The sequence below is a fragment of the Sphingosinicella sp. LHD-64 genome (assembly GCF_031157375.1).
GTDB lineage: Bacteria > Pseudomonadota > Alphaproteobacteria > Sphingomonadales > Sphingomonadaceae > Allosphingosinicella.
In genome coordinates this window covers 699,384-724,878 of the sequence record NZ_JAVIFV010000001.1, presented here as the reverse complement: position 1 = coordinate 724,878, position 25,495 = coordinate 699,384, and the positions used below count along the sequence as shown (strand labels likewise).

The window sequence follows — 25,495 nt, the reverse complement described above, 5'->3', positions numbered from 1 at the left end:
GTCACGGTGGCGCCGGGCCAAACCAGCAGGAGCCGTCCGATGGGCGAACTGACCGACAAGATCAAAGGCAATCTCAACGAAGCCGCCGGCAAGCTCAAGCAGCAGAGCAAGCACCCCGAAACCCGCGACGAGGGCGCGGCCCAGGAAGCCAAGGGCAAGGGTCAGCAGTTCATCGGCAAGGTGAAGGGCGCCCTCGGCGACGACATCTGACGCACGCGACATGCGAGAGGGAGGCCGCCTCGTCCTGGGGCGGCCTTTGCTTTGGACGGCCGCTCACCTGCGCTATGAAGGGCGCATGGTGTCCAAGACGAGCTTGCAGGAGAGCGTGCGCGCCTTTCGTTGGCGGGAGATCGGCGAGGGACTCGATGCGCGGCCGGATCTGATCGCCGTCATCGACGAGCGCGGCCGCAACTGGCTGCACCATTGTTGCGGGTCGCCGATCGACGGGCGTGATGCGGCGGACAGCATCCGTACCGCCGACCTGCTGCTCGAACGCGGGCTCGGGCTGAATGCGCCGGCGTTCCTGGAGGGCGAGTGGCAGGCGACGCCGCTCTGGTTCGCGATCAGCCGCGGGCGGAACCTGGCGCTCGCCGCGCATCTGCTCGACCTCGGGGCCAATCCCAATTTCTGCCTGTTCGCCGCCGCCTGGAACCATGACCGGGAGGCGATCCGGCTGCTGCTCGCCCGCGGCGCCGATATCGAGGAGGGCGCCGCGATCGGCGAGACGCCGCTGATGGGCGCGGTGGCGTGGAGCCGGTTCGATGCCGCCGAGGAGCTGCTGATCGGTGGCGCCGATCCGAACTTCCGCAACGCCAAGGGCGTCACGGCGCTTCATATGATGCTCAAGAAGGGCAGCGCGCCCGGGCACTTCGCGATGTTCGTCCGCCACGGCGCGCGCGGCGACATTGCCGATGCGCAGGGGCGGACAGCGGCCGACATCCTGCGGCGCAAGAAGGACCCGGCCTATCGCGCCATCGCAGATCAGCTGGCGCGCGGCTAGCGGCCGCGCAGCCTGGCGATCGTCGTCGTGCTGGTGATCTGCTCGACGTCGGTCTTGAGATGGAGGAGGCGGACGCCTTTTTCGGCCATCGCCCGCTCCAGCGCCGGCGCGAATTCCGCAGTGACGGTGACGGTCTCGGCCCAGCCGCCATAGGCACGGGCGAGGGCGGCGAAGTCCGGGTTGACGAGATTGGTGCCGGAGACGCGTGCCGGATAGTCGCGCTCCTGGTGCATGCGGATCGTGCCGTAGGCGCCGTTGTCGACCACGATCAAAAGAAGATCGACGCCGCGGGAGACGGCGGTCGCCAGCTCCTGACCGTTCATCAGGAAATCGCCGTCGCCGGCGACCGCGACCACCGTCCGTTCGGGAAAGCGCAACGCCGCAGCGACCGCGGCGGGCGGGCCATAGCCCATCGAGCCGTTGGTTGGCGCGAGCTGGCTGGGGCAGGGGCCGTAGCGCCAGAAGCGGTGCCACCAGCCCGAGAAATTTCCCGCACCGTTGCACACGATCGTGTCGGCCGGGAGTTTTGCGCGCATTGCGGCGACGCACTGGCCGAGATCGAGCACGACGCCTTCGCGCGGCTTGGGCGTCGTCCAGGCCTCCCACTCGGCATGGGCCTCGGCGCCCGCATCGAAATGGATGACCTCGTCCTCCCAGTCGGCGCAGAGCTCGGCGAACTCGAACATGTCGGCGCAGATCGGCAGATCGGTCCGGTAGACCCGGCCGAGCTCCTCCGGGTCGGGATGGACGTGGACGAGCGTCTGGCCGGGATGATCGGGCGTGATCAACGTATAGCCGTCGGTGGTCGCCTCGCCGAGCCGGGCGCCGACGGCGATCACGAGGTCCGCATCCCGGATCCGCTCGACCAGCTTCGGGTTCGGCCCGTAGCCGAGATTGCCGGCATAGACCGGGCTGTCGTTCGGTACCGAATCCTGGCGGCGGAAGGCGACCGCGACGGGCAGGCCGATCCGCTCGGCGAACTCGGTGAAGTGATGCGCCGTGCCCTTGCACCAGCCGACGCCGCCGACGATCGCGACCGGCGATGCGGCGCCCTTCAAGAGGTCCATCATCGCGCCGACCGCGAGCGGGTCGGCGGCCTGGGCGAAGCAGGCGTTCTTCGGTCGGTCCCCGGTCTCGACCTCGTCCCTCAGCATGTCCTCGGGCAGGATCAGCACCACCGGCCCCGGCCGCCCTCCACACGCCGTCGCATAGGCGCGCGAGACATATTCCGGAATCCGCCGCGCATCCTCGATCCGCCCGACCCATTTGGCGAGCGGCGCGAACATCGCGCCGAAATCGACCTCCTGGAAGCCTTCGCGGTCGCGGTCGCCGCGCGCGACGTCGCCGATCAGCAGGATCATCGGCGTCGAATCCTGGAAGGCAACATGGACGCCGACCGACGCGTTGGTCGCCCCCGGGCCGCGCGTCACGAAGGCGACGCCGGGCCGCCTGGTCATCTTCCCGTCCGCCTCGGCCATATAGGCGACGCCGCCCTCCTGCCGGCAGACGACGAGGTCGATCTCAGGCGTGTCGTGAAGCGCGTCCAGCGCGGCGAGGAAGCTCTCGCCGGGGACGGTGAAGATGCGATCGCATCCCTGTGCCAGCAGATTGTCGATCAGGATGCGGCCGCCGGTGCGTCTTTGGGTCATGCGCGGGGCGTAATGTGCTTCGCGAGGATTGGAAAGATCGACTGGAAGTGGGCGAACTGAGCGAACAGACCAATTCTTGGTGATTATCCGGTGATCACGTGGCCATCGCGAGCCCGAAAGCTCATAGCAACAGCATTTGGTGAGCGATTGAAAATATGGTGGACGCACTAGGGCTCGAACCTAGGACCCGCTGATTAAGAGTCAGCTGCTCTACCAACTGAGCTATGCGTCCGTCACCATTTCGGCGCGCGGTGGCAGCATGGCGGCCCCGCGGGAAGGGGCCATTTAGTGGCGGCGGCGCGCGATTGCAACCGTCTTAGAAAGGCGGCGTGCCGCGGCGCGGATCGCGGCGGGTCTGGCGGTCGATCGCCATCAGGATCCCAAGGCAGATCATCACCGTCAGCATCGCCGATCCGCCATAGGAGACGAGGGGAAGGGGGATGCCGACGACCGGCGCCAGGCCCATCACCATCATCAGATTGATCGCGATGTAGAAGAAGATCGTCATCGTGAGGCCCGCGGCGGCCAGGCGCTCGAAGCGGCCGCGCGCCTCGCTCGCCACCCCCATGCCCCAGCGCAACAGCAGGTAAAACAGGAAGATCAGCACGACGCCGCCGGCCAGGCCCCATTCCTCCGCGATCGCGGCGAAGATGAAGTCGGTGTGCTGTGCGGGGAGATATTGGAGGTGGCTCTGGGAGCCGTTGAGGAAGCCCTTGCCGAACAGGCCGCCCGAGCCGATCGCGATCTGCGACTGCTGGATGTGGTAGCCGGCGCCCAGCGGGTCCTGCTCCGGATTGAGGAAGATCAGCACGCGCTGCTGCTGATGCGGCAGCAGGAAGGAGAAAGCGATCGGGATCGCCGCCGCGACCGCCAGCGCGCCGCCGATGAAGAGGGAGAGCGGCAGGCCGGCCAGGAACATCATCGCGATCGTGGTGAGGACGATGAGCGCCGCGGTGCCGAGGTCAGGCTGGAGCAGGATGAGCAGGATCGGCAGGGCGAGGAACACGCCTGTGGGCCAGATCGCCGACCAGCGCCGGATCTCGCGCGGCGGCACCATCGAATAGAAGCGGGCAAGGACGAGCACCAGGATCGGTTTCATCAACTCGGACGGCTGGATGCGCAGGAAGCCCAGCTCGAGCCAGGAGCGCGCGCCGCCGCCGATCACGCCGAGCGCGAGCGTGAGAATGAGCAGCAGGATGCCGCCGCCATAGCCGAGCCAGACGAAGTCCTGGAACGTCTGCGGCCGTATATAGGAGAGGCCGATGGCGAGACCGAAGAACAGGACGAGACGGGCGACATGGTTGATCGCCCAGGGTGTCATCGAGCCGCCCGCCGCGGAATAGAGCGCGACGACGCCCGCGGCGCCGAGCGCGATCACCACCCACAACAGGCGCCAGGGCAACTCCGCAACCTGGCGCGGCACCAGCGAGATCGCCATCAGGTCGTCCCGTCGGCGGCGGGCGGCGGGCCGCCACTGGCGGTCCAGGCTGCGGCGCGGCGGGCCATGCGCTCGCCGATGGCGCCGCCCCAGCCCTGCTCGAGCGCGGTCAGGCGCTGCATCGCCTTGTCCTTGTCGAACAGATAGGTGAGCACGTCGCTGGCGACCGGCGCCGCGGCGCGGGCGCCGCCGAGGCCGTGTTCGATGACGACCGCGCCGGCATAAAGCGGCCGGTCGACTGGCGCGAAGAAGACGAACAGGCCGTGGTCACGATAACGCCAGGGCGTGCCGGCGCGGCCGCGATTGGCGTCGACGATGTTGCGCACCTGCGCCGTGCCGGTCTTGCCGGCCATGCGGATGTCGGGGAAGGGCAGGCGGCTCCGCCCGGCGGTGCCGTTGCCGTTGACGACCTCGTCCATCCCGGAGCGGACGGCGGCGAAGCTCGCCGCATTGAAGGGCAGGGCGCCGGGGGCCGGATGGCGCCCCTGAAGGAGACGGGGTTGCAGATCAAGCCCGGAGGCGACCCGCGCGGCCATCACCGCAAGCTGGAGCGGGTTGAGGATCACATAGCCCTGGCCGATCGAGGCGTTGAGCGTATCGGACTGGCTCCAGTCCTGATTGTGTCGCCGCCGCTTCCACTCCGGATCGGGCATGGTGCCATAGCTTTGCGAGACGACCGGCAGCTCGCCGAAGCGCTGGCCGAGCCCGAGCCGTTTCGCCATGGCCGAGAAACGCTCGATCCCGATCCGCCGGCCCATCGTGTAGAAATAGGTGTTGCAGCTCTTGGCGATCGCGCGGTGCAGGTTCATCGGCCCGTGCACGCCGAGGCAGCCGAAACGGCGTCCGCCGAAGTAATAGCCGCCGCCGCAGCTCACCGTCTCCTCGGGGTCGACGCCGGCTTCCATCACCGCCATCGCCACCGCCGGCTTGAAGGTCGAGCCCGGCGGATAGAGCGCGTTCAGCGTCTTGTTGATCAGCGGATGGCGCTCGTCCTGCGACATCATGTTCCATTCGGAATGGCTGATGCCGTCGGAGAAGCTGTTGGGATCGTAGGCCGGCATCGAGGCCATGCACAGGATGTCGCCGCTGCTGCAGTCGAGGACCACGCAGGCGCCCGATTCCTCGCCCAGCCGGCGCGCGGCATAGCTTTGCAGGCCCGCATCGATGGTGGTCCGGAGCGGCGGGCCGGAGACGTCGGGGCGGGTACGGAGCTCGCGCACCAGGCGTCCGCGCGCCGTCACCTCGATCCGCGCCGCTCCGGGATGACCGCGCAGCCGCGATTCCATGACCTGCTCGAGGCCTTCCTTGCCGACCTTGAAGCCGGGGGCGAGGAGCAGCGGGTTGCGATTCTCGCCCTCATATTCCTGTCGGTTGGGCGTGCCGACATAGCCGATCAGATGGCCGACCGCCGCACCCTCCGGATAGAAGCGGGCGAAGGCGCGCAGCGGCGCGACCCCGGGCAACTCGGGCAGGCGGACCGTGACTTCGGCGAACTTCTCGAAGGAGAGATGCTCGGCCACCGGCACCGGCTGGAAGCCCTGGGCGGCCTCCAGGTCCTCGCGGATCTTGGCGACCGCCTCGGGCGCGAGGCCGAGGATGCGGGTCAGCTGGGCGATCACCCGCTCCGGGTCCTCGAGCTGGTCGGGAATCAGATCGACACGGAAATCCGAACGGTTCGAGGCCATGGGCTGGCCGTGCCGGTCGACGATCCAGCCGCGCCGCGGCGGGATCAGCCGCTCCTGGATGCGGTTCGATTCGGCGAGGTCGGAGTAGCGCTGGTTCTGGGCGATCGCGATATAGCCCATCCGCCCGGCAAGCACCGCGGCGAGGCCCGCCTGGACGACGCCGACCAGCATGGCGCGGCGGGTGAAGCTCGTCGCCATGCTGGCCTCGGTGGCCGGGGGGCCTTTCAGCCATTTCATCGCGCCAGCCTCCACCGGTCGAGCGCGAGCACGAGCCGCGCCACCACCGGATAGGCGAGGATGCCGACGATGAGTTGCGGCACCACCACGGTTGCCAACACGTCGCTGCCCATGAGCAAAGCGATATACCAGGCGCCGACCGTCTGGAAGGCGATCGCGCCCGCTGCGATCAGCCAGTCCATCCAATAGTCGCGAAAGCCGAGGCGGCTGTCGATCAGGTCGAAGACCAGGAAGGCGCTGGTCCACAGCAGCATGGATTGGCCGAGCGGATTGCCGGCGACGAGATCGTTCAGCAGACCCAGGCCGAGCGCCATGTTCGCCGACCAGATTTCCGGACGCAGCAGTCGCCAGGTGATGAGGGTGAGGAAGCCGAGATCGGGAATGAGCGGCGCGGCAGCCACGAAAGGCAGCAGCACCAGGCAGATTGCCGCAATGGTCGAGATCAGCGGCACGAACCGGTTGCGCAGGTCGCGGATCGCGACCTCGGTGCTCGATCCGGCGATCCGGCTCATCGGGGCGTCCCGGCCGGCGGCGGCGCGGCGGGGGGCTGCGTCTGAACCCCCGGCTGCTGCTGCAAGGCCGGCTGATAATTCGGGTTATTCTGCCGGTTGGGCGGCGTGGTGTCGGCGGCGGCAGGGGTTTGCGTGGCCGACGGCCGGCCGAGGACCGGCGGCGCGACCGGCTGCTGCGGCGCGGCGTCGAGCGGCCCTTCGACCGCCGGCTGGTAGGCGCGCTGGACGATGGCGAAGTCGGTGCGCGACGGGTCGGCGAGCGGCCGGGCGATCGCCGTATCGCCGTCGAGCCGGTTCACGCGCGCGACCGGCACGTCCGGCGGGAAGACACCGCCGATGCCCGAGGTGACGAGGATGTCGCCCGGGCGAAACGGATTCTCGCCCACTTCGAGGGTTCTGAGCTCGATCGTCCCGTCGCCCCGGCCGACCGCGATCGCCGGCGTGCCATCGCGGACGAGGCGGACCGGAACGTTGCTGGAGCCGTCGGTGACGAGCAGCACGCGTGACGCCCAGCGGCCGGTCTCGATCACCCGGCCGATCAGCCCCTCCGGCGCGCGTACCGGCATGCCGTTGGCGACGCCGGCCGAACGTCCCGCCGACAGGGTTGCCAGGCGCCGCGGCGCCTGGAACGAGGAGCCGACGATGCGCGCCTGGGTAATCTCGTCCGTCGTCTGGCGGGCGAGGCCGAGCAGCCGCAGCAGCCGCTGATTCTCCGATTCCGCCGCCTTGCTGCGGATCAGCTCGCGGCGGGTTTCGGCGAGCTCGGCCTGAAGCCGCGCATTCTGCGATCCGGCGCGGAAGTAGTTGGAGACCGTGTCGCCGATGCCGCCGAAGAAGCGCACGACGCTGCGTCCGCCGCTGCTCACCGGGGTGGTCGCATCGAGCGCCGCGCCGCGGATCGCCGAGAAGCCGCGCGGATCGATCGCGGCGATGATCAGCAGCAGCACCGCCACGACGATACCGGCGACGGCGACGACATAGCCCAGAAACAGGCCGTATTGCGCCTTGCGGGAATAGCCCGGTCTACGGTTCTTAGGCGACGCCACCTAGGTCCTCGTCACCCCAGCGAAGGCTGGGGTCCAAGCCGAATCTTTACGCGCTGCCCGCTTCGGCGTCAGCATGGATGCCAGCTTTCGCTGGCATGACGAGGAAAAGAGGTTGGCTCGCACAACCGCCTCCCGGACGGACGACCTAGGCCGTCTGCAGCACGCCGCGGAAGACTTCCTCCTCCATCGCGCGGCCGGTGCCGAGCGCGACGCAGGTGAGGGGGTCGTCGGCGACGGTGACCGGCAGCCCCGTCTCGTCGCGCAGCACTTCATCGAGGCCCTTCAGGAGCGCGCCGCCGCCGGTGAGGACGATGCCCTGGTCGACGATGTCAGCGGCGAGCTCCGGCGCGGTGTTCTCGAGCGCGATGCGCACGCCCTCGACGATCGTGCCGACCGGCTCGCTGAGCGCTTCCGCGATCTGGCGCTGGTTGATCGTAATCTCCTTGGGCACGCCGTTGACCAGGTCGCGGCCCTTGATGTGCACGGTCTCGCCGTCCTCGCCATTGGCGGGCGGCTTGGCGATGCCGACCTGCTTTTTGATCCGCTCGGCGGTCGCCTCGCCGATCAGCAGATTGTGGTTGCGGCGGACATAGGAGGAGATCGCCTCGTCCATCTTGTCGCCGCCGACCCGCACCGAGGTGGTGTAGGCAAGGCCGCGCAAGCTGAGCACCGCGACTTCCGTCGTCCCGCCGCCGATGTCGACGACCATCGATCCGATCGGCTCGGTCACCGGCATGTCGGCGCCGATCGCGGCGGCCATCGGCTCCTCGATCAGATAGACCTGCCGCGCGCCGGCATTGGAGGCCGCGTCGCGGATCGCGCGCCGCTCGACCGAGGTAGAGCCCGAGGGCACGCAGATCACGATTTCCGGCCAGCGCGGGAAGCGGCGGCGGCCGTGCACCTTCTGGATGAAGTGCTTGATCATCTGCTCGGCGACGTCGATGTCGGCGATCACGCCGTCGCGCAAGGGGCGGATCGCCTCGATCTGATCCGGGGTCTTGCCCATCATCAGCTTGGCGTCGTCGCCGACGGCCTTGACGCGCTTGACGCCGTTGATCGTCTCGATCGCCACCACCGAGGGCTCGTTGAGGACGACGCCGCGGCCGCGCACGTAGACGACGGTGTTGGCGGTGCCGAGGTCAATCGCCATGTCGTGCGACGGAAGTCGAAAGAAGTTGAGAATGGACATGCGCGTCCTTGTGTCGTGTGGGGTTCCGGGCGGCCGTCGGGAAAAGCCCCGACCCTTCCCGAAGGTGTGTCTATAGGATGGTCCCGCGCCCCCGGTCCACAAAGATGTGCGAACGCGTCTCGCGGGTCGGCGCGGCTTCGTATAGAGCTGCAATCATGTCAATACGGCGTTTGCCCGAGCATCTCGTCAACCGGATCGCCGCCGGTGAAGTGGTGGAAAGACCCGCCAGCGCGCTGAAGGAGTTGGTCGAGAATGCGATCGATGCCGGCGCGACGCGGATCGCTGTCAGCCTGGCGGGCGGCGGGATCGGGCGGATCGAGGTCGCCGACGACGGTTGCGGCATGGCGCCGGACGAGATCGCGCTGGCACTGGAGCGGCACGCGACGTCGAAGCTGCCCGGAGACGAGATCGACGCGGTCACCACTCTGGGCTTTCGCGGCGAGGCGCTGCCCTCGATCGCGAGCGTTGCCCGTGTGACGATCGAGAGTCGCGTGCGGGGCGCTGACGGGTGGTCGCGCACGATCGACAACGGCAAGCTCCAAGAGGAAGGGCCGGCCGCGCTGCCGCCCGGCACCCGGGTCACGGTCGAGGGCCTGTTCGAGAAGGTGCCGGCGCGGCGCAAGTTCCTGCGCTCGGAACGCAGCGAATATGCGGCCTGCCTCGACGTGGTGAAACGGCTCGCCATGGCGCGGCCCGATATCGGCTTCACCCTCGATCATGACGGCCGGCGCACGCTCGCCGTCCAGCCCGGCGAGGACAGGCCGGCGCGGGTGGCGGGGCTCACCGACCGCGAGCTCGCCGCCAACAGCCTCGCCATCGACTACGTCCGCGGGGCGGCCCGGCTCGGCGGGGTGGCGGGCCTGCCGACCTTCAACCGCGGTGTCGCCGATCATCAATATCTCTTCGTCAACGGCCGTCCGGTGAAGGACCGGCTGCTGATCGGCGCGGTGCGCGCCGCCTATCAGGACCTGCTTGCCCGTGATCGTCATCCGGTGCTCGCCCTGTTCGTCGACCTGCCGACCGACGAGGTCGACGTGAACGTCCATCCCGCCAAGACCGAGGTCCGCTTCCGCGATCCCGGCAGCATCCGGGGGCTGATCGTCGGCGGCCTGAGGCAAGCGCTGGACGAGGCCGGCCACCGCTCGGCACAGCGGCCGAATGCGGGCGCGCTGGGCAATTGGCAAGCTCCCTCTCCCCGAGGGGGAGAGGGTTGGGGTGAGAGGGTACGGCCTGACCAGTACAGGCTCGATGAGCAGCGCTTCCCCTCATATGTGGGAACCCCCTCACCCTGGCCCTCTCCCCCCGGGGGAGAGGGGACATTGCGCGATCGCCACCTCGACTACGCTCCCCACGCTCGCGCCGAACCAGCCGTCGAAGCGCCACCCGAGGCATCCTTCTTCCCGCTCGGCGTGGCGCGCGGCCAGGTCGCCGCCACCTATATCGTCGCCGAGGCGGAGGACGGGCTCGTCCTCGTCGATCAGCATGCGGCGCACGAACGGCTGGTGCTGGAACGGATGCGCCGGGCGATGGCCAATGGCGGCGTTGCGCGCCAGGCTTTGCTCCTCCCCGAAGTAGTCGAACTGGACGAGCCCGCCTGCGACCGGATCGAGGCGCGGATCGCGGAGCTGGCGGAAATGGGCCTGGAGCTGGAGCGGTTCGGCGCGCGTGCCGTGCTGGTGCGCGCAACGCCGGCCCTGCTCGGCGCCGGCGACGTGAAGGGCCTCGTCACCGATCTCGCCGATGAGCTGACGGCATTCGATTCGGCGCTGTCGCTCAAGGAGAAGCTCGATCTCGTCGCCGCGACCATGGCCTGCCACGGCAGCGTCCGCGCCGGCCGCATCCTCTCCGTCGCCGAGATGAATGCGCTGCTCCGCGAGATGGAGGTCACCCCGCACAGCGGCCAGTGCAATCACGGCCGCCCCACCTGGGTGAAGCTGGCGCACGGCGATATCGAGAAGCTGTTCGGGCGGAAATGACCGGAACGGGATGTCTGCTTTTGGCGCGTTGCCGACGTCACCGCTGACCGTCGCTCCGCCGAAAGCGGATGCGATCGCCTTCACGCACGAAACGGGATCGGTCGCGATTATGGCGTATGTCGGAAAGCGCTTGCTTGCTACACTCTTGGTTATGGTTGATGCGTTTGGCAACCAGCCGACGCACTTCCTCATCGGCGAAAATCAAATCATGCGCTTCGTCGATGCTGACGGAAAACTTGGCCCTGGTCAGCTTCACCAATTCAGTGAAGTCTCTATTCCGGAATTCCATCGCGAGCTGCTCCCTTTCCGAAAGAATGCCAGATCTAAGGCGGCAGAGGAACGTCACTTTCCACCCGTTGCGGAAAATTAGCGCTGCTCGTCTCCCTCATTTTCCTACATCGATGCTTTCTGCGATGATGGGTCGATTCGGCTCTTTGTCATCGTTCGCTCATGCCTCCCCGCGCAATCACCTGTGCCGGGCGTAGGCCATTTCCGCCCATGGCCAGTGCGAACATTGGGAACATTCGCCAAGATGGGTCAGCGCCTGGCGAGGTCCAGCAATCGGGCGCGGGTCGCCTCGATCGCATGAGCGCGCGCGGCGGCGCGGCTGGCCTTGAGGCGCGGATAGCCGGCCTCGGCGTCGGCGATCAGCTCCTGGACGAAGCTGCCAGAGCGCACCTCGCGCAGGATGCGGCGCATTTCGGTGCGGGTTTCGGCGGTGACGATGCGGCTGCCGCCCTTGAGGGCGCCGAATTCGGCGGTGTTGCTGATCGCCTCGCGCATGCCGGCGATGCCGCGCTCGTAGATGAGGTCGGCGAGCAGTTTCACCTCGGTCAGGCATTCGAAATAGGCGATCTCGGGGGAATAGCCCGCCTCGACCAGGGTCTCGAAGCCGGCATGGATCAGCTCGGGGATCGCGCCCCACAGCACCGCCTGCTCGTTGAACAGGTCCGCCTCGCATTCCTCGGCGAAGCTGGTCGGCAGGATGCCGACCCGGCCACTACCGATCGCCGCCGCGTAGGAAAGCGCGAGCGCCTCCGCACCGCCGCTGGCATCCTGCGCCACGGCGAACAAAGCGATGAGACCCGATCCCCGTTCGAAATCCGCCCTGAGCGCGGTGCCCGGCCCCTTGGGCGCGACGAGGAAGATGTCGAGATCGCCGCGCGGCTCGATCAGCCCGAACCGGATGGAGAGGCCGTGCGCGAAGCCGATGGCGCCGCCTTCGCGCAGATTCGGTGAAATTTCTCCGGCATAGATCCGGCCATGATCCTCGTCGGCGGCGAGCAGGATGACCAGGTCGGCCTGCGCGGCCGCCGCGGCCGCGGTGACCACCTCGAACCCGTCCGCCAGCGCCTGCGCATGGCGCGGCGACCCCTCGCGCTGGCCGATGACGATGGCAGCGCCGCTATCCCTGAGATTGAGCGCCTGCGCGCGCCCCTGATTGCCGTAGCCGACGATCGCCACCCGCTTGCCGCGGATGAGCGAAAGGTCGCAGTCGGCGTCGAGATAGACCTGCATATGCCCTCCTCAGGCGCCCAGTCGCGCTAGGGCATCGGGCAGCGCGCCGCAATCGAGCGCCGCCTCGAACCGCGGCCAATCCACCGGCGGCTGGTGGCGGAACCAGGTATATTGCCGCTTGGCATATTGCCGCGTCGCCGCCTGCCCGACCGCGATCGCCTCCTCGCGGTCGAGATCGCCATGGAGAAAGGCCGCGATCTCGGGGACGCCGATCGCGCGCATCACCGGTGCGAGCTTCGGGAGCTTTCGCTCGAGCAATAAGCGAACCTCCTCAACCCCCTCGTCTGAAAAGATTTCCAGAAACCGCGTGTCGCATCGCTCGTGGAGCCAGTCGCGCGGCGGCAGCAGGACAAGGGGCCTCAGCGCGATTGCATTTCCGATGCCGCCGACTTTCTCCGCCTGCCAGCTCTTCAGGGTCCGGCCAGTCGAGCGCACGACCTCCAGCGCCCGGGCCGTGCGAGTGATGTCGCTCGGCCGGATCCGGCCGGCGGCTTCCGGGTCCTCGTTGCGAAGGGCGTCATGGGCTTCGGCGACACTCAGCGCCCGCACCATTGCGCGCATCCCGGGATCGATCTCCGGCACCGGGGCGATACCGTCGATCAGGGTGCGCAGGTACAGCCCGGTGCCGCCGACCAGCACCGGCAGGCGGCCCGCTTCATGGGCCGCCGCAATCTCGCGCCTGGCATCGTCGGCCCAGTCCGCCGCCGAGCAGGCGTCCGCGCCGTCGCGATAGCCGTAGAGTCGATGCGGTGCGCGTGCTTCGTCTTCTTGCGACGGTCGCGCTGAAACGATCCGCAAGTCCCTGTAAACCTGCGCGCTGTCGGCATTGACGACAATGCCGCCCGCGCGTTCGGCCAGGGCGAGGGCAAGCGCCGACTTGCCGCTGGCCGTCGGGCCTGCAATGAGCGCGACCGGCGGCTTTCCAGAGGAACCCATGTTCATTGCGACCCTGATAGCAAAGGAGCGGCTGACGCGCGGCGATATTTCCGCCGCGGCGGATGCGCTCGGCGGCGTTGCGGGCGAGCAATGGATCGAGGACGGGCACGCCTGCGACCTCCAGCTGATCGACAGTCCGACCGGCGCCCGCGCGGCGCTCGAAGGTTTGCTCTCCGATGTCGATGTCGTCGTCCAGCCCGCGGCACATCGCCGCAAGCGCCTGCTCGTGGCCGATATGGATTCGACCATGATCACCGTCGAATGCATTGATGAGCTCGCCGACTATGCCGGGCTCAAGGCCGAGGTCGCCGAGGTCACCGAGCGGGCGATGCGCGGCGAGCTCGATTTCGAGGCGGCGCTCGACGCCCGTGTTGCCCTGTTGAAAGGTCTCGACGAAGCGGCGATCGATCGCTGCCGCGCCGAGCGGGTGCGGCTGGCACCCGGAGCGCGGGCCCTGGTCCGCACGATGCGGGCGAACGGCGCCTATGCGCTGCTCGTCTCCGGCGGTTTCACCCGCTTCGCCGGGCCGGTGGCCGAGGAAATCGGCTTCGACGCGCAGCGATCCAACATCCTCGAGGTCGAGGCGGGCCGGCTGACCGGGACGGTCGCCCGGCCGATCGTCGGCGCCGCAGCCAAGCGGGAGTCGCTGCTGGAGGCAGCAGCATCGCGTGCGATTCCGCTGGACGCCACGCTGGCGGTCGGCGACGGCGCCAACGACATTCCGATGATCGAGGCGGCGGGGCTCGGTGTCGCCTATCATGCCAAGCCGGCGACGGCCGCGGCGGCCGATGCGCGGATCGAGGCGAACGATCTGACCGCTCTGCTCTACGCGCAGGGTTATGCGCGCAAGGACTGGGTCGAGGCCTAGGAGGGGCGGCTCATGTCCGCCGCGATCGCGGACAGGGCAAACGCCACGGACCGCTCGCCATAGTCAAAGCGGAGGGCGATGCCGTCTTCGCCGGCCGACTGGACGCTGGCAGAAATCGATCCGGCTTCGGGATGGCGGAGCTCCACCCGCGCGCCAATCTCCGGCCGGACGCGGGTCTCGACGAAGGCGCCGGTCGCCGAAATGTCGCGCAGCGCGGCGGGCGCGGCCTCGGTGGTGACGAGCAGGCACATGCGCCGGCGCCGCCAGCGCGACGCCATCCGGCGTCGATCGTCGAGAGTGTAGGCCTGCCCCATTTCCGTCCCTTGTTCGGGGCGGAAATAAGCGGTCGGCGCAAAAAAACGGTTAAGGGGCGACCGGGAAGCAGGCCTGCCTTGCGGCCGCGCAGGCCTGGGCGGCGGCGGCGCGGCTGGCGAGGGGGCCGGCCTGGAGCCGGAAGACGGTGCCGGCCCGGACATAATAGGGCTCCAGTCCAGGCAGCCGGCTCCGTACCGCATTCCAGGCACTGCGCGCATTGGCCTCACTGCTGAATGCCCCGAGCTGGATCCGCCAGCGCCCGCCGGCCGCGGGGGCGGGCGTGGTTGGCCGCGGCGTCGGTCGGGTGGCGGCAGGGGCGGGTGGCGGCGGCGCTGACGGGCGCGGCTGCGGCGTCGGCGTCGTCGACGGCGGAACCTCGGTCGTCGCGACCCGCACCGGCGGCGGGGCGGGGGCATCGACGCGGGCGGAGGCGGCGGGGGCGCTCTGCACCAAAGCCGCCGCGATCTCGTCGCCGCGCGCGCGGTCCTCGGCGCTCAGATGCTGCTCCATCTCGCGCAGCTGGCTCTGCGCCGGCGCCAGGCCTTGTGCGGCCGAGCGGGTCATCATCGCCCAGGCGCGTGGCAGGTCGCGCGGGACGAGGTCGCCGTTGAAGAGCGCGGTGCCGTAGACATATTGCGCGCGCGGGTCGCCCTGCTCGGCGCCCCGCCGGATATAGGGCATCGCCTCGGCGCGGCGGCCGTTCTGGAACAGGATGACGCCGTACATCGCCTGCGCCTCCTGATGGCCGGCGCGGGCGGCGCGTTCGTACCATTGCTCGGCGAGGTTCATGTTCTGCGGCACGCCGCGGCCGAGCCGGTAGGCGTGGCCCAGGTTGAATTGCGCATCGGCATCGCCGCGATCGGCGCGCGGCCGCCAGTTGCGCACCGCCTCGTCATAATTGCCGGCTTGCCATGCGTTGAAGCCGACCTCGACGCTGGGCGCCGCCGCCGGCGCGTTCTGGCCGGTCGCCGGCGCGCTCATCGCCGCCGCCGCGGCGGCCAAAGCCAGCGCCAGGCGCGTGTCGATCCTGTTGGTCAAGAATACCTCCACCGGAACTCTTGGGCTTCGCTCTAAAGGCGAATGCTTAACGCGCTCTTAGCATTGTTTTCCCTCGGGAAGCCATCGGGCCCCGGTCCCGAAACGGAGCGGGCCCTGCCGCACTGTTAACCGGATTTTAGTCTCGCTGGAGGAAACCCGCGGACCGACACGGGGAACCAAGGATAGATTACATGCGCGTTCTGGCCCTCTCTTCCCAGAAAGGCGGCTCGGGGAAGACCACCCTGTCCGGCCATCTTGCGGTGCAGGCGCAGCGCGCCGGCTACGGTCCGGTCTGCCTGATCGACATCGACCCGCAAGGCTCGCTCGCCGACTGGTGGAACGAGCGCGAGGACGAGATGCCGGCCTTCGCCCAGACCACGGTCGCGCGCCTCGGCTCCGATCTCGAAGTGTTGCGCCAGCAGGGTTTCCGCCTGGCGGTGGTCGATACGCCCCCCGCCATCACCATGGCGATCCAGAGCGTCATCCAGGTCGCCGAACTGATTGTCATCCCGACCCGCCCCAGCCCTCACGATCTGCGCGCCGTCGGCGCCACCGTCGACCTGTGCGAACGGGCCGGCAAACCGCTCATCTTCGTCGTCAACGCGGCGACGCCCAAGGCCAAGATCACGTTCGAGGCCGCGATCGCGCTGTCGCAGCACGGCACCGTCGCACCCGTCACGCTTCACCATCGCACCGACTTCGCCGCCTCGATGATCGACGGCCGCACGGTGATGGAGGTGGATCCCGGCGGCAAATCGGCCCGCGAAGTGGCTGAGCTCTGGGACTATGTCGCCGACCGACTCGAGAAGAATTTCCGCCGCACCGTCTTTTCCGCCCCCGCGTCCGGCCCGGTGCCGCATGCGATGGCGCAGCGTCCCGCGTCCGGCTTCGGCCGCCGCGTGATCGGCCAGTGAGGGGGGACGTGCAGTGAACGAAGCTCGCTACGCCTCGCTCTCCTCGGGGCTGCTGGCCCGCAAGGGCACCGCCCGGCCGGCCATGCGTCCGCAAGGCTATACCGGTTTCGAGGATCTCGGCTGGAACGACATGGGCCAGCAGGCGCCGGTCGCCGCCGACGAGCCCGCCGACTTCTATCCCGAACATGTGCCGAGCTCGATCTCGGCGCTGACCCCGCTGCCCAAGGGCGACGAGGACCAACCGGTCGCCGCCCAGCGCCGCGCGATCGCCGAGCATTTCGATGCCGACGAGGTCGAGGACGAGGCACCGGTCGAGGCCGCGAAGCCGCGCAAGAAGGCCAAGGTTCTGGCGCTGCCGCAGCGGCCCGCGGTGGCCGCCGCGCCGGCCGGTAGGAAGGCCGCGTTCACGCTGCGCCTCGATGCCGAGCGTCACCTGAAGCTCAGGCTCGCCTGCGCGGTCACTGGTCGCTCGGCCCAGCAGATCGTGACCGGCGCGCTCGACGATTTCCTGGCCTCGCTGCCCGAGGTCGACGCACTCGCCGAGCGGGTGCCCGCCAGCGCCAAGCGCAGCTGACGAACCGGAGGGGGAAGATGAACAAGACCGCGTTCAAGATCGCCGCGTCGACGATCATCGTCAGCCTGACGATGGCCGCCGGCAGCACCCAGTCCGGCGCGATGCGTCGCGGCAGCGGCCAGGCGGCCGCGCCGGCCAATGTCCAGGCCGCGCAATTGCATGAGCAGGCGATCCGCGCCGCCGGGCAGGGCAATCTGGCCGAAGCGCTCGGCGCGATGGAGCAGGCGGTTGCGCTGGCGCCGCGCGACGCCGGTTATCGGCTCGCCCTCGCCGACGTCTATCTCAAGAGCGGCCGCTTCGAATCGGCCCGCGCCACCTTCGCCGACGTGATCGAGCTGGATCCGGCCAACATCCGTGCCGGCATGAGCTTCGCGCTCACCCAGATCGCGCTCGGCCAGAACGCCGTGGCGCTCGGCCAGCTCGCCGAGCTCGAGGGCCGCGCCTCGGGCGCCGATCTCGGCCTTGCCTATGCGCTCGCCGGCAGCACCGACCGGGCGATCGAGCTGCTTGAGCCGCTGGCGCGCAGCCAGAGCGCGACCGCACGCGTCCGTCAGAATCTCGCGCTGTCTTATGCGCTCTCGGGCGATTGGCGCCGCGCCCGCGCGATCGCCGCGCAAGACATCTCCCCGGCGGCGCTGCCGAATCGCATGACCCAGTGGGCGGCGATGGCGCGTCCCGATGCCGGCCCGACCCGTCTCGCCAGTCTGCTCGGCGTGACCCCGGTCCAGGATCCGGGCCAGCCGGTCCGGCTCGCGCTCTCGCAGCCGGCCCCGACGCCGATCCAGGTCGCCGAGGCGGTGCCTGCGCCCGCGCAGGTCGAAGCCGCACCGGCGCCCGTTGCCTACACGGCTGCGGCCGAAACGGTGTCGGATTGGGGTCTGCCGGCGCCTGAAGCGGCGCCCGCGCCCGTCGAGGTCGCTGCAGCCGAAGCGCCCACCTACTACACGCCTGCGCCCCAGGCTCCGATCGAAGCCCCGAGCGAGGCCGAGGTGCAGTACGTCCTCGCTGCACAGGCGCTGAACCAGCCGGCACCGGCTGTCGTGCGCACCGCGGCGGCGTCGCTGCCGCCCGCGCCGGTGTTCCGCCGCGCCGCGCCGCGCCCGGCCAGCGCACCCGCGGTGCGCACCGGCACCAGCCGCTATGTCGTCCAGCTTGGCGCCTTCTCGAACGAGGCCAATGCCGAGCGCGCCTGGGTCGAGACGCAGCGCCGCTTCGGCCTCACGCCCTATGCGCCGCTCACCGCGACGATCGATCATGAAGGCCGCACGCTGCACCGCGTCGCCGTCGCCGGCTTCGCCAGCCAAAGCGACGCGCAGCGCCTGTGCGGCGCGATCCGTGCCCGCGGCGGCGCCTGCTTCGTGCGCGGCAATGCCGGCGACGCCTCGATCCGCTGGGCCGCCCGCTACGCCAACGGCCGCACGCGCAACGTCTAGGGGAGCCTCGTCTCCTCTTTGGAAGGGCGGCTGGTGGCCAAGACCAGCCGCCCTTTTCCATTGGTGCGCTTCTCGAAGCGCGCCGTAGCGGATCGGGCGAATGTTCCCAATGTTCCTACTGGCCATGGGCCTGCAGAACAGGGAAAGCGAAAGGGTTGAGACAGGCGTTCGGCCGAAGCGCGGGCCCGGTGACTTCGACGTTTCAAGGAGCCGGCGAGCCGGGCAATGCCCGACTCATGACGAGCCTGTCAGACGAAATCCTATTTGTATCCAACAATCGGTAGCGTCTGCTTTCGACCGTTGCGGACTTACCTCCGTTCCGGCACGCTACTGTCATGCGAGCATCACCTGCGCTTCTCATCGGTTTGTTCTTGGGCATTGCTTTGCCATCGCCTGTCATCGCATGGCAGGAGCCGCGGGGCGTCCACATCACATCAGCGGAGCTTTCGTATCTAGCGGAGCGCTTGGCACGCGATGGCGCTGATCGTGCCTCGGATCATCGCGTGACCGATGCCTTGGGACTAACCCAAGAAGGCGGACCGCCTCTGACGCTACGCTACCTCAGCCTGGTCAATCCGTCTCATGGCGACAGCTATTTCTACGCGCCACTCCCCGATGGGCGAACGCTGCTCGGCCGCAGAGAATTTACGGAACGTATCGCCTACTGGATGGTGGTTCCTTTTGGTTCTGCGCCGAGGCACGCGATCCTGGCGATCGCACAAGGCATCGCACCACTGCCTGACGACCAAGCTGACGCAGAAGTGCGCCGGATCATTGCTTTCCTTCGATCCAATGTTCCCGCCCGAAGGGCTGGCCAATAGCGTGGCAGGGCTGGTCTCGGAATGTCCGCTTATCACCCATCGCAGACATTTTTTGACTCTTCGTCTAGCCCCGCCGTTCCCGCGTCAGCAGGTCGAGACAGGCCATGCGGACCGCCACGCCGAGCTCGACCTGGTCGAGGATGAGCGAGCGTTCGCGGTCGTCGGCGACGTCGCCGACGATCTCGACGCCGCGGTTCATCGGGCCGGGGTGCATCACCGCGGCGTGCGGGGCGGCGCGGGCGAGGCGGTCGCGGGTGAGGCCGTAGCGGGCGTGATAGTCGCCGAGCGCGTCGGCGACGCCGTCCTCCAGCCGCTCGCGCTGGATGCGCAGCATCATCACCACGTCGGTGCCGTCGAGGGCGGCATCGAAGTCGGTGGTCGCTTCGATGCCGGCGGGCAGTGACGGGGGCAGCAGCGCCGCGGGGCCGGCGACCCGCACCTCCGCGCCGAGCAGCGGCAGCGACCTGAGGTTCGAATTGGCGACGCGGCTGTGGGCGATGTCGCCGCAGATCACGATCCTGAGCCCCTCGATCCGGCCGAATCGGCGGCGGATCGCCAGCGCGTCGAGCAGCGCCTGGGTGGGATGCTCGCCGCGCCCGTCACCGGCGTTGATCACCGGGCAGTCCATTACCGCCGCGACGTCGGCTGCGGCGCCGTTCGCCTCGTGGCGGATGACGAGCAGGTCCGGACCCATCGCGTTGAGGGTCAGCGCGGTGTCGATCAGGCTCTCGCCCTTGCGGACGCTCGAGGCGGCGGGATGGAAGCCGGAGACTTGCGCGCCGAGCCGTTTGCCGGCGATTTCGAACGAGAACATCGTCCGGGTCGAATTTTCGAAGAAGGCGTTGATCTGGGTGAGGCCGGCGAGCCGGTCGTCCGCCTTGCGGGCGCCGCGGTTGAAATCGACCCACGGCTCGGCTTCGTCGAGGATGAGGGCGAGATCGGCGGCGGACAGCCCCTCGATGCCGAGGAGATGCCGGTGGGGGAAGGCTGTTGTCATCAAAGCCGCGCTCTAGCACGCTATCCGCCCGACTCAAGCGGAGTCGGACCGGTGGCGGTTTTATCGATCAATCCGGCACTTTCGACGACGGCAACTTGTTGCGCCGGCGGGGAAATCGCATCACGCCAGCGCCCATTTGACAGGAGCATATGAGGTGAAGCCGGAACGCGAGAACGAGCGGGTCCGTGCCCCGGGCATCGGGCTGTTCCGCCTTCCGCAGGAGCGCAAGGCGGAGCCGCCGCCGAGGGGACCGGACCGCACCGAAAAGAACGACGGAGCGCCTTGCAGCGTCTGGCTCTGACGCTGCCGGGGCGTCGTCAGCGCCGCAGATACTGGTTCAGGAACCTGAGATAGGCCTCGGACGCGTCGATGCGGTTCTGCTTCCTCAGGAAGCCGTGGCCCTCATCCGGGAAAACCACATAATCCACCGGCACGTTGTTGGCGCGGATCGCGGCGACCAGCTCGTCACTCTCGACCTGGAGCACGCGCGGGTCGTTGGCGCCCTGGATGACCAGCATCGGCCGCTGGATCCGGTTCGCGTGGAAGAGCGGCGAGATCGCGCGGTGGCGGGTCGCGTCGTTGGCGGGATCGCCCATCTCGTCATAGAGGGCCGCGCGCTGGGCGCCCCACCAGGCCGGGATCGATTCCAAGGTGCGCACCCAGTTGGTGACTCCGAAAATGTCGATGCCGGCATCGAAGGTGGTGGGATAGAAGGCCATCGCGGCAGCGGTCATGTAGCCGCCGTAGGAGCCGCCCATCACCGCGACGCGGTCGCTGATCCAGTCCTGCCCGGCGAGCCAGTCGCGCGCGGCGATCACGTCCCTGAGATCGACGTCGCCGTGGCGGCGGTCGTCCATGTGGAAGAAGGTCTTGCCGTAGCCGGACGAGCCGCGGTTGTTGATCGCGTAGACCGCATAGCCGTGGTTCACGAGATGCTGGGTCATCGCCGAATAGCCGCGCCGGCTCTGGCCGCCCGGCCCGCCGTGGACCAGCACGATCGCCGGCACCGGCCGACCCGCGCTCGCCTCGCGCGGGCGATAGAGGATGCCCGGCACCTCGAGCCCGTCATAGGAGCGGAAACGCGCCACGCTGGCCTCGACCAACTGGCTCTCGTCGATCGCCGGGTTGAGCGCTCGGGTCATCCGCTGCGCCTGGCCGGTGGCAAGGTCGGTGATGAAGATATCGGTCGGCGAGGTGTCCGACATCACGGTGAAGGCGACACGGCGCTCGTCGCGGCTGAACCGGACACCGCCGAGATCGCCCTCCGGCACGCCGGCGAGCGTCACCGGCCGGTCGGTGCGGGTGTCGGTGATGGTGAGCCGGGTCGAGGCGTCGGCGTTGATCGCCTGCACGCGGTAGCGGCCCGAGGACGAGAAGGCGATCGCGGTCACGTCCCAGTCGGCCTGGACGAGCGGACGGCGCTCCCCGCCGGCGACGTCATAGGTCCACGCCTGGTCGAACTCGCTGGTCTCGTTGGTCGCATAGACCAGCGACCGGCTGTCGGGGGTGAAGCCGTAGGTGCTGAAGGCGACATTGCCCTGGTGCGGCGTGACGTGCCGCGGTGCGGCTTCGCTGCCGGCCTCGGCGAGATAGACGTCGCTGTCGGCGCTGGTGTTGGGCTTGACCAGCGAGATATAGCGGCCGTCCTGGGTGATCTCGCCGGGGTAGAAGCCGCCCGGATTGCGGAAGATCATCCGGCGCTCGTAGCTCGCGGCGTCATAGGCGTAGACATCGAACGCCTGCGGATCGCGCTCGTTGGTGCTGACGTAGAAGGTGCGGCCGTCGGCGCTCCAGCTGTGGAAGGTCGCCTTGAGGTTCTCGCCCGGGGTCAGGTCGCGCTCCGTGCCGTCGGGCAGGCGGACGTAGAGATGGTTGAGCTCGTTGCCGCCCTGATCGGCGGTGAAGAGCAGGCGATCGTCGTTCGGGAAATAGCTGACCGCCATGTTCGCATTGGTGGTCGAGCGGGTGATCTGGACCGGCTCGCCGCCGGCGACGGGGAGGGCGTAGACGTTGAACACGCCGCTGCGGTCCGAGCTGATCAGCAGGCTGCGGCCGTCACTGGAGAAGGCGATCCCGTCGGCGGCGGCCATGCCGTAGCTGGTCGTCTCGAAGAACTGCTGTGCGGTGTAGCGGGCCGGCTGCGCCGGCGCGGCGGCCGGGGTGGTCTGGGCCTGGGTCATGGTCGCGGGTCCGAATGCCAGCATGGTGCCGGCGAGCAAGGCGGCGGTGAAGCGAATACGCATTGTGATCCCCCTAGTGTATCATTTACATAACACAGATGATATTTGGTTACATACTCATGGTCAAGGCATCGATCGCGCCTTGCAGGATATAGGCGGCGGCCATCTTGTCGACGAGTTCGGCGCGGCGGGCGCGGCTGGCGTCGGCGTCGATCAGGGTGCGGGTGACCGCCTGGGTCGACCAGCGTTCGTCCCAGAGCAGGATGGGGAGAGCAAGCGGCGCGAGGTTGCGGGCGAAGGCGCGGACCGACTGGGTGCGCGGCGAATCGCTGCCATCGAGATTGAGCGGCAAGCCGATGACCAGGCCCTTCACCTGCTGAGCGGTGGCGAGCGTCTTCAGGGCCTCCATGTCCTTGCCGAATTTGGTCCGGCGGATCAGTTCGGCGGCGGTGGCGATGGTCCACTGGGCGTCGCAGAGCGCCGTGCCGATCGTCTTTGTCCCGACGTCGAGCCCGAGCAGCCGCCCGCCCGCGGGCAGTGTGTCGCGGAAGTCGGCGATATTGGCAACGACGGTCATGGGTTCACGTCATCCTGAACTTGTTTCAGGATCCAGCCGGGAGCCGCGCCGGAGTCGATGTCTATCCACCGACGATCGCGCGGCGCGACCCTGGATGCTGAGTTCAGCATGACGGTTAGCGGTTTTCATTCGCGCCGAGAAACGAAGCCAGCCGGCGTTCGACGTCGGCGCGGATATTCGCCCAGAACAGGGCATAGTCATAGACGTGATAGTTGTTCCCAGGCAGGGCATAGGGACCCATGTCGGGCAGCGCGTCATTGTCGCCAATCAGCAGGAAGCCGCGCAGGTCGCAGCGCGCCGGGACCACGCCGCGGCGGAGCTCGGCGCCGTTCAGGTCCGCGTCGGGGACGAGCGTGCCGAGGTTGCGGTCGGCGCCCGCCGCGCCGCCGCGCGCGCCGGTGAGCGGATTGGTGCAGACCATCGGCGATCCGGCGCGGCTGACGCCGGTCGGCCCGCGCGACGCGTCATAGACGTCGGTCACCTGGCTCGGGTCGGCCGGCTCGGAGAAGCTCTGCCAAGAGAGGAAGCAGCGCGCCTGTTGTGGCTGCCGGCAAAGCGGCAGCGGCATGGCGGGCACGTCGGCGTCCTGCGAGACCGGCCAGCCGATCACATAGGCCGCGACGATGCGGTTCGCCTCTGGCGCGCCGCGAACCCGCTCCTCGAGCAGGCGCATCAGGTGCAGGCTGCCCTGGCTGTGGGCGGCGAGCAGGATCGGCCGGTCGGCCGGCGCCTGGCGGAGGAACTCCTCATAGGCGGCCAAGACGTCGCGATAGGCGAAATCGAGCGCGCGGCGGGCATTGTCCTCGGTGGTCAGGAAGGCGCCGAACGTCGCCTGGCGGTATTTCGGCGCCCAGATCGCGCCGACGCCGTTGAACGCGCTCGCTTGGCTGCGCACGAACAGGGCGGCGCGCTGCTGCGACTCCGCATCGTCGAGCGGCGCGTTCCAGCGGGTCGATTCGAGGAAACTGGTCGGGTGGATGAAGAAGACCGAGACCTGCGGCGTGGCGGTGGGCTGGAAGCTTTCGGGCGTCCACAGCGACGGATTGTTCGAGATGTCGGGCCGCGCGATCCAGAGGTTCGCCCCGGCATAGGCCGCCTCGGTCGGCGCCGGCCCCGTCTCGAAGGTCACGCGCGGCACCATCGCCCAGCGCATCAGATCCTTCTCGAAGATCCGGTAGGCGAAGGCGCCGACGATGACGAGGACGATCGCCGCCGCGATGATCCACAGGAAGCAGCCGGCCGGACTGGTCTTTCGTTTTGCCACCCGCGCCCTCAAGCGCATGCACGCGCCACATGCAAGCGGCGCCGACTATCCGCCCTGGAAATAACGGCCCGGGGTGACGCCGAACTGCCGGCGGAACGCGGCGACGAAGGCGCTGGGCGCCGCGTAGCCCGCATGGTCGGCGACCTCCTTGATCGCCGCGCCGCCCGCCAGCCGCTCGAGCGCGGCGAGCATCTCGCGGTGCCGCCGCCATTGCGCCGGGCTCATTCCGGTCTCGGCGCGGAACCGGCGCTCCAGCGTCCGCACGCCGGCCCCTGCTGCCTTGGCTAGCGCGGCCATGTCTCGGGCCGGGGATGCGCCAGCGGCGATCAGGGCGGCGGCGCGGGATGCGGCGGGGCTCTCCGGCTGCGGCAGTGCGAAAGGCGGCGTGCCGGATTGCCGGAATTCGTCGAGGATCAGGGTCGCAAGCGCCAGGTCCACCGTCTCCCGACGATCCAGCATGCCGACATCCACGGCCTTCAGGATCAGCTCCCGCAACAACGGCGAGACCGTCACGACGGTGCACTGCCGGGGCAGCTGCGCATTCACATCCGGCCGCAGGTAGATCGTCCTCAGCCGGCCGCCGGTGGCGAAGCGGATGTCGTGCTCGACCCCGGCGGGGACCCAGATGGCCCAGTGCGGCGGCGCGATCCAGGCGCCCCGCTCCGTCGACACGTGCAGCACACCGGCCGAGGCATAGATGAGCTGGTGCCAGTCGTGACGATGCCGATCCACCATCTCGCCGGCGCGGGCGTTCGAGGCGAGCGTGCGCACGATCAGGAACGGCTCGTCGGCACGTGTGTGTCGCTTTCTCGACATATTCTGGCGTACTAGCGGGATTGCGGCGCACGCGCCACAGCCATAGGCTCCGCGCCATGCCAAACAACCTCGCCAGCTTCGCCATCCATGCCGACGACGTCGAGCGCGCCGCGCGCTTCTATGAAGCGGTCTTCAGCTGGGTCTTCGAGCCGTGGGGGCCGCCCGGCTTCTACCTCATCCATACCGGCGGCACCGATGCCCCGGGCGTGATGGGGCTGCTCCAGAAGCGCCAGGAACCGCGGACCGGGACCGGCCTCAACGGCTTCGAATGCACCTTCTCGGTCGACGATGTCGATGCGATCGCCGAGGCGGTCGAAGCGCATGGCGGCCGGGTCACCCTGCCGAAATCGCCGATCCCGACCGTCGGCGAGCTGATCCGCTTCCTCGACACCGAAGGCAATGAGGTGGGCGCGATGCGTTACGAGACGCCGCCGCGCTAGCGCGCCTTGCCGCACCGCAGCGCGGATGCTAGCGCGCCGTTCGGATTGCTTGCCGATCCGAACCAGCAGGAA

At 68.8% G+C, this 25,495-nt stretch carries 26 protein-coding genes and 1 tRNA gene; 11 read left to right on the top strand and 16 right to left on the bottom strand.

Features of this window, described 5'->3' with window-relative positions:
* The first annotated feature begins 39 nt into the window (after positions 1–39).
* Both RCO27_RS03500 and RCO27_RS03495 read left to right on the top strand, forming a co-directional pair.
* On the top strand, positions 40–210 hold the full coding sequence (locus RCO27_RS03500) for a CsbD family protein (protein WP_309001251.1): 171 nt from the start codon (positions 40–42) through the stop codon (positions 208–210).
* Positions 211–295: 85 nt separating this feature from the next.
* Positions 296–1,000 carry an ankyrin repeat domain-containing protein gene (locus RCO27_RS03495; RefSeq protein WP_309001250.1) on the top strand — a complete coding sequence of 235 codons (705 nt, stop codon included), beginning with the start codon at positions 296–298 and terminating at the stop codon, positions 998–1,000.
* Here RCO27_RS03495 and RCO27_RS03490 read toward each other — a convergent pair.
* The 7 genes from RCO27_RS03490 to RCO27_RS03460 form a co-directional block, all read right to left on the bottom strand.
* Positions 997–2,649, bottom strand: a complete 1,653-nt coding sequence (locus tag RCO27_RS03490; RefSeq protein ID WP_309001249.1) for a thiamine pyrophosphate-binding protein — start codon at positions 2,647–2,649, stop codon at positions 997–999. The two genes, RCO27_RS03495 and RCO27_RS03490, sit on opposite strands and share 4 nt — an antisense overlap.
* A 156-nt stretch (positions 2,650–2,805) precedes the next feature.
* Positions 2,806–2,881, bottom strand: a tRNA-Lys gene (locus tag RCO27_RS03485).
* An 84-nt stretch (positions 2,882–2,965) separates the two neighbouring features.
* A complete protein-coding gene (rodA, locus tag RCO27_RS03480; protein ID WP_309001904.1) occupies positions 2,966–4,081 on the bottom strand; it encodes a rod shape-determining protein RodA in 1,116 nt (371 codons plus the stop codon).
* Positions 4,082–4,086: 5 nt separating this feature from the next.
* A complete protein-coding gene (gene mrdA / locus RCO27_RS03475) occupies positions 4,087–6,009 on the bottom strand; it encodes a penicillin-binding protein 2 (protein ID WP_309001248.1) in 1,923 nt (640 codons plus the stop codon).
* The gene (locus RCO27_RS03470) at positions 6,006–6,521 is read right to left on the bottom strand and encodes a rod shape-determining protein MreD (RefSeq protein WP_309001247.1); all 516 of its coding nucleotides are present in this window, start codon (positions 6,519–6,521) and stop codon (positions 6,006–6,008) included. Before RCO27_RS03470 ends, mrdA begins: the two co-directional genes overlap by 4 nt.
* Positions 6,518–7,567 (bottom strand): rod shape-determining protein MreC, encoded by a 1,050-nt coding sequence (gene mreC, locus RCO27_RS03465; protein WP_309001246.1) that lies wholly within the window; start codon positions 7,565–7,567, stop codon positions 6,518–6,520. The genes RCO27_RS03470 and mreC overlap by 4 nt, the downstream gene beginning before the upstream one ends.
* A gap of 145 nt (positions 7,568–7,712) precedes the next feature.
* Positions 7,713–8,756 carry a rod shape-determining protein gene (locus tag RCO27_RS03460; protein ID WP_309001245.1) on the bottom strand — a complete coding sequence of 348 codons (1,044 nt, stop codon included), beginning with the start codon at positions 8,754–8,756 and terminating at the stop codon, positions 7,713–7,715.
* 155 nt (positions 8,757–8,911) lie between these two features.
* Here RCO27_RS03460 and mutL point away from each other — a divergent pair, with 155 nt between their 5' ends.
* Together mutL and RCO27_RS03450 are read left to right on the top strand one after the other, a co-directional pair.
* On the top strand, positions 8,912–10,732 hold the full coding sequence (gene mutL, locus RCO27_RS03455) for a DNA mismatch repair endonuclease MutL (RefSeq protein ID WP_309001244.1): 1,821 nt from the start codon (positions 8,912–8,914) through the stop codon (positions 10,730–10,732).
* 10 nt (positions 10,733–10,742) lie between these two features.
* Positions 10,743–11,102: a hypothetical protein gene (locus RCO27_RS03450; RefSeq protein ID WP_309001243.1), complete on the top strand. Its 360-nt coding sequence runs from the start codon at positions 10,743–10,745 to the stop codon at positions 11,100–11,102.
* A gap of 167 nt (positions 11,103–11,269) precedes the next feature.
* On the opposite strand, the gene ilvC is transcribed toward RCO27_RS03450, so the two are convergent.
* Together ilvC and miaA are read right to left on the bottom strand one after the other, a co-directional pair.
* On the bottom strand, positions 11,270–12,250 hold the full coding sequence (ilvC, locus tag RCO27_RS03445; RefSeq protein WP_309001242.1) for a ketol-acid reductoisomerase: 981 nt from the start codon (positions 12,248–12,250) through the stop codon (positions 11,270–11,272).
* A 9-nt stretch (positions 12,251–12,259) separates the two neighbouring features.
* Positions 12,260–13,186, bottom strand: a complete 927-nt coding sequence (miaA, locus tag RCO27_RS03440; protein WP_374990348.1) for a tRNA (adenosine(37)-N6)-dimethylallyltransferase MiaA — start codon at positions 13,184–13,186, stop codon at positions 12,260–12,262.
* Here miaA and serB point away from each other — a divergent pair.
* Positions 13,185–14,054: a phosphoserine phosphatase SerB gene (gene serB, locus RCO27_RS03435; protein WP_309001240.1), complete on the top strand. Its 870-nt coding sequence runs from the start codon at positions 13,185–13,187 to the stop codon at positions 14,052–14,054. The genes miaA and serB overlap by 2 nt on opposite strands.
* On the opposite strand, the gene RCO27_RS03430 is transcribed toward serB, so the two are convergent.
* Both RCO27_RS03430 and RCO27_RS03425 read right to left on the bottom strand, forming a co-directional pair.
* The gene (locus RCO27_RS03430; RefSeq protein WP_309001239.1) at positions 14,051–14,368 is read right to left on the bottom strand and encodes a PilZ domain-containing protein; all 318 of its coding nucleotides are present in this window, start codon (positions 14,366–14,368) and stop codon (positions 14,051–14,053) included. The two genes, serB and RCO27_RS03430, sit on opposite strands and share 4 nt — an antisense overlap.
* Before the next feature lie 49 nt (positions 14,369–14,417).
* Positions 14,418–15,407, bottom strand: coding sequence for an SPOR domain-containing protein (locus RCO27_RS03425; protein ID WP_309001238.1), 990 nt, complete (start codon positions 15,405–15,407; stop codon positions 14,418–14,420).
* A 191-nt stretch (positions 15,408–15,598) separates the two neighbouring features.
* On the opposite strand from RCO27_RS03425, the gene RCO27_RS03420 reads away from it, so the two are divergent.
* The 4 genes from RCO27_RS03420 (at position 15,599) to RCO27_RS03405 (ending at position 19,149) form a co-directional block, all read left to right on the top strand.
* Entirely contained in the window at positions 15,599–16,321 is a 723-nt protein-coding gene (locus RCO27_RS03420) for a ParA family protein (protein ID WP_309001237.1), read from the top strand.
* 13 nt (positions 16,322–16,334) lie between these two features.
* Entirely contained in the window at positions 16,335–16,895 is a 561-nt protein-coding gene (locus RCO27_RS03415) for a hypothetical protein (RefSeq protein ID WP_309001236.1), read from the top strand.
* 17 nt (positions 16,896–16,912) lie between these two features.
* Positions 16,913–18,328, top strand: a complete 1,416-nt coding sequence (locus tag RCO27_RS03410; protein ID WP_309001235.1) for an SPOR domain-containing protein — start codon at positions 16,913–16,915, stop codon at positions 18,326–18,328.
* 503 nt (positions 18,329–18,831) lie between these two features.
* A complete protein-coding gene (locus tag RCO27_RS03405) occupies positions 18,832–19,149 on the top strand; it encodes a hypothetical protein (protein WP_309001234.1) in 318 nt (105 codons plus the stop codon).
* Positions 19,150–19,213: 64 nt separating this feature from the next.
* On the opposite strand, the gene RCO27_RS03400 is transcribed toward RCO27_RS03405, so the two are convergent.
* Positions 19,214–20,146, bottom strand: a complete 933-nt coding sequence (locus RCO27_RS03400) for an aspartate carbamoyltransferase catalytic subunit (protein WP_309001233.1) — start codon at positions 20,144–20,146, stop codon at positions 19,214–19,216.
* Positions 20,147–20,300: 154 nt separating this feature from the next.
* Between RCO27_RS03400 and RCO27_RS03395 the strand changes: the two genes are divergently transcribed.
* Positions 20,301–20,447 carry a hypothetical protein gene (locus tag RCO27_RS03395; RefSeq protein ID WP_309001232.1) on the top strand — a complete coding sequence of 49 codons (147 nt, stop codon included), beginning with the start codon at positions 20,301–20,303 and terminating at the stop codon, positions 20,445–20,447.
* A 16-nt stretch (positions 20,448–20,463) separates the two neighbouring features.
* On the opposite strand, the gene RCO27_RS03390 is transcribed toward RCO27_RS03395, so the two are convergent.
* The 4 genes from RCO27_RS03390 to RCO27_RS03375 form a co-directional block, all read right to left on the bottom strand.
* A complete protein-coding gene (locus tag RCO27_RS03390) occupies positions 20,464–22,389 on the bottom strand; it encodes a S9 family peptidase (protein ID WP_309001231.1) in 1,926 nt (641 codons plus the stop codon).
* Positions 22,390–22,435: 46 nt separating this feature from the next.
* On the bottom strand, positions 22,436–22,903 hold the full coding sequence (gene ruvX, locus RCO27_RS03385; RefSeq protein WP_309001230.1) for a Holliday junction resolvase RuvX: 468 nt from the start codon (positions 22,901–22,903) through the stop codon (positions 22,436–22,438).
* Positions 22,904–23,018: 115 nt separating this feature from the next.
* Positions 23,019–24,167 (bottom strand): DUF3089 domain-containing protein, encoded by a 1,149-nt coding sequence (locus tag RCO27_RS03380; protein WP_309001229.1) that lies wholly within the window; start codon positions 24,165–24,167, stop codon positions 23,019–23,021.
* Positions 24,168–24,212: 45 nt separating this feature from the next.
* The gene (locus tag RCO27_RS03375; protein ID WP_309001228.1) at positions 24,213–24,983 is read right to left on the bottom strand and encodes a helix-turn-helix transcriptional regulator; all 771 of its coding nucleotides are present in this window, start codon (positions 24,981–24,983) and stop codon (positions 24,213–24,215) included.
* 56 nt (positions 24,984–25,039) lie between these two features.
* Between RCO27_RS03375 and RCO27_RS03370 the strand changes: the two genes are divergently transcribed.
* The gene (locus tag RCO27_RS03370; protein WP_309001227.1) at positions 25,040–25,423 is read left to right on the top strand and encodes a VOC family protein; all 384 of its coding nucleotides are present in this window, start codon (positions 25,040–25,042) and stop codon (positions 25,421–25,423) included.
* Positions 25,424–25,495 lie beyond the last annotated feature (72 nt).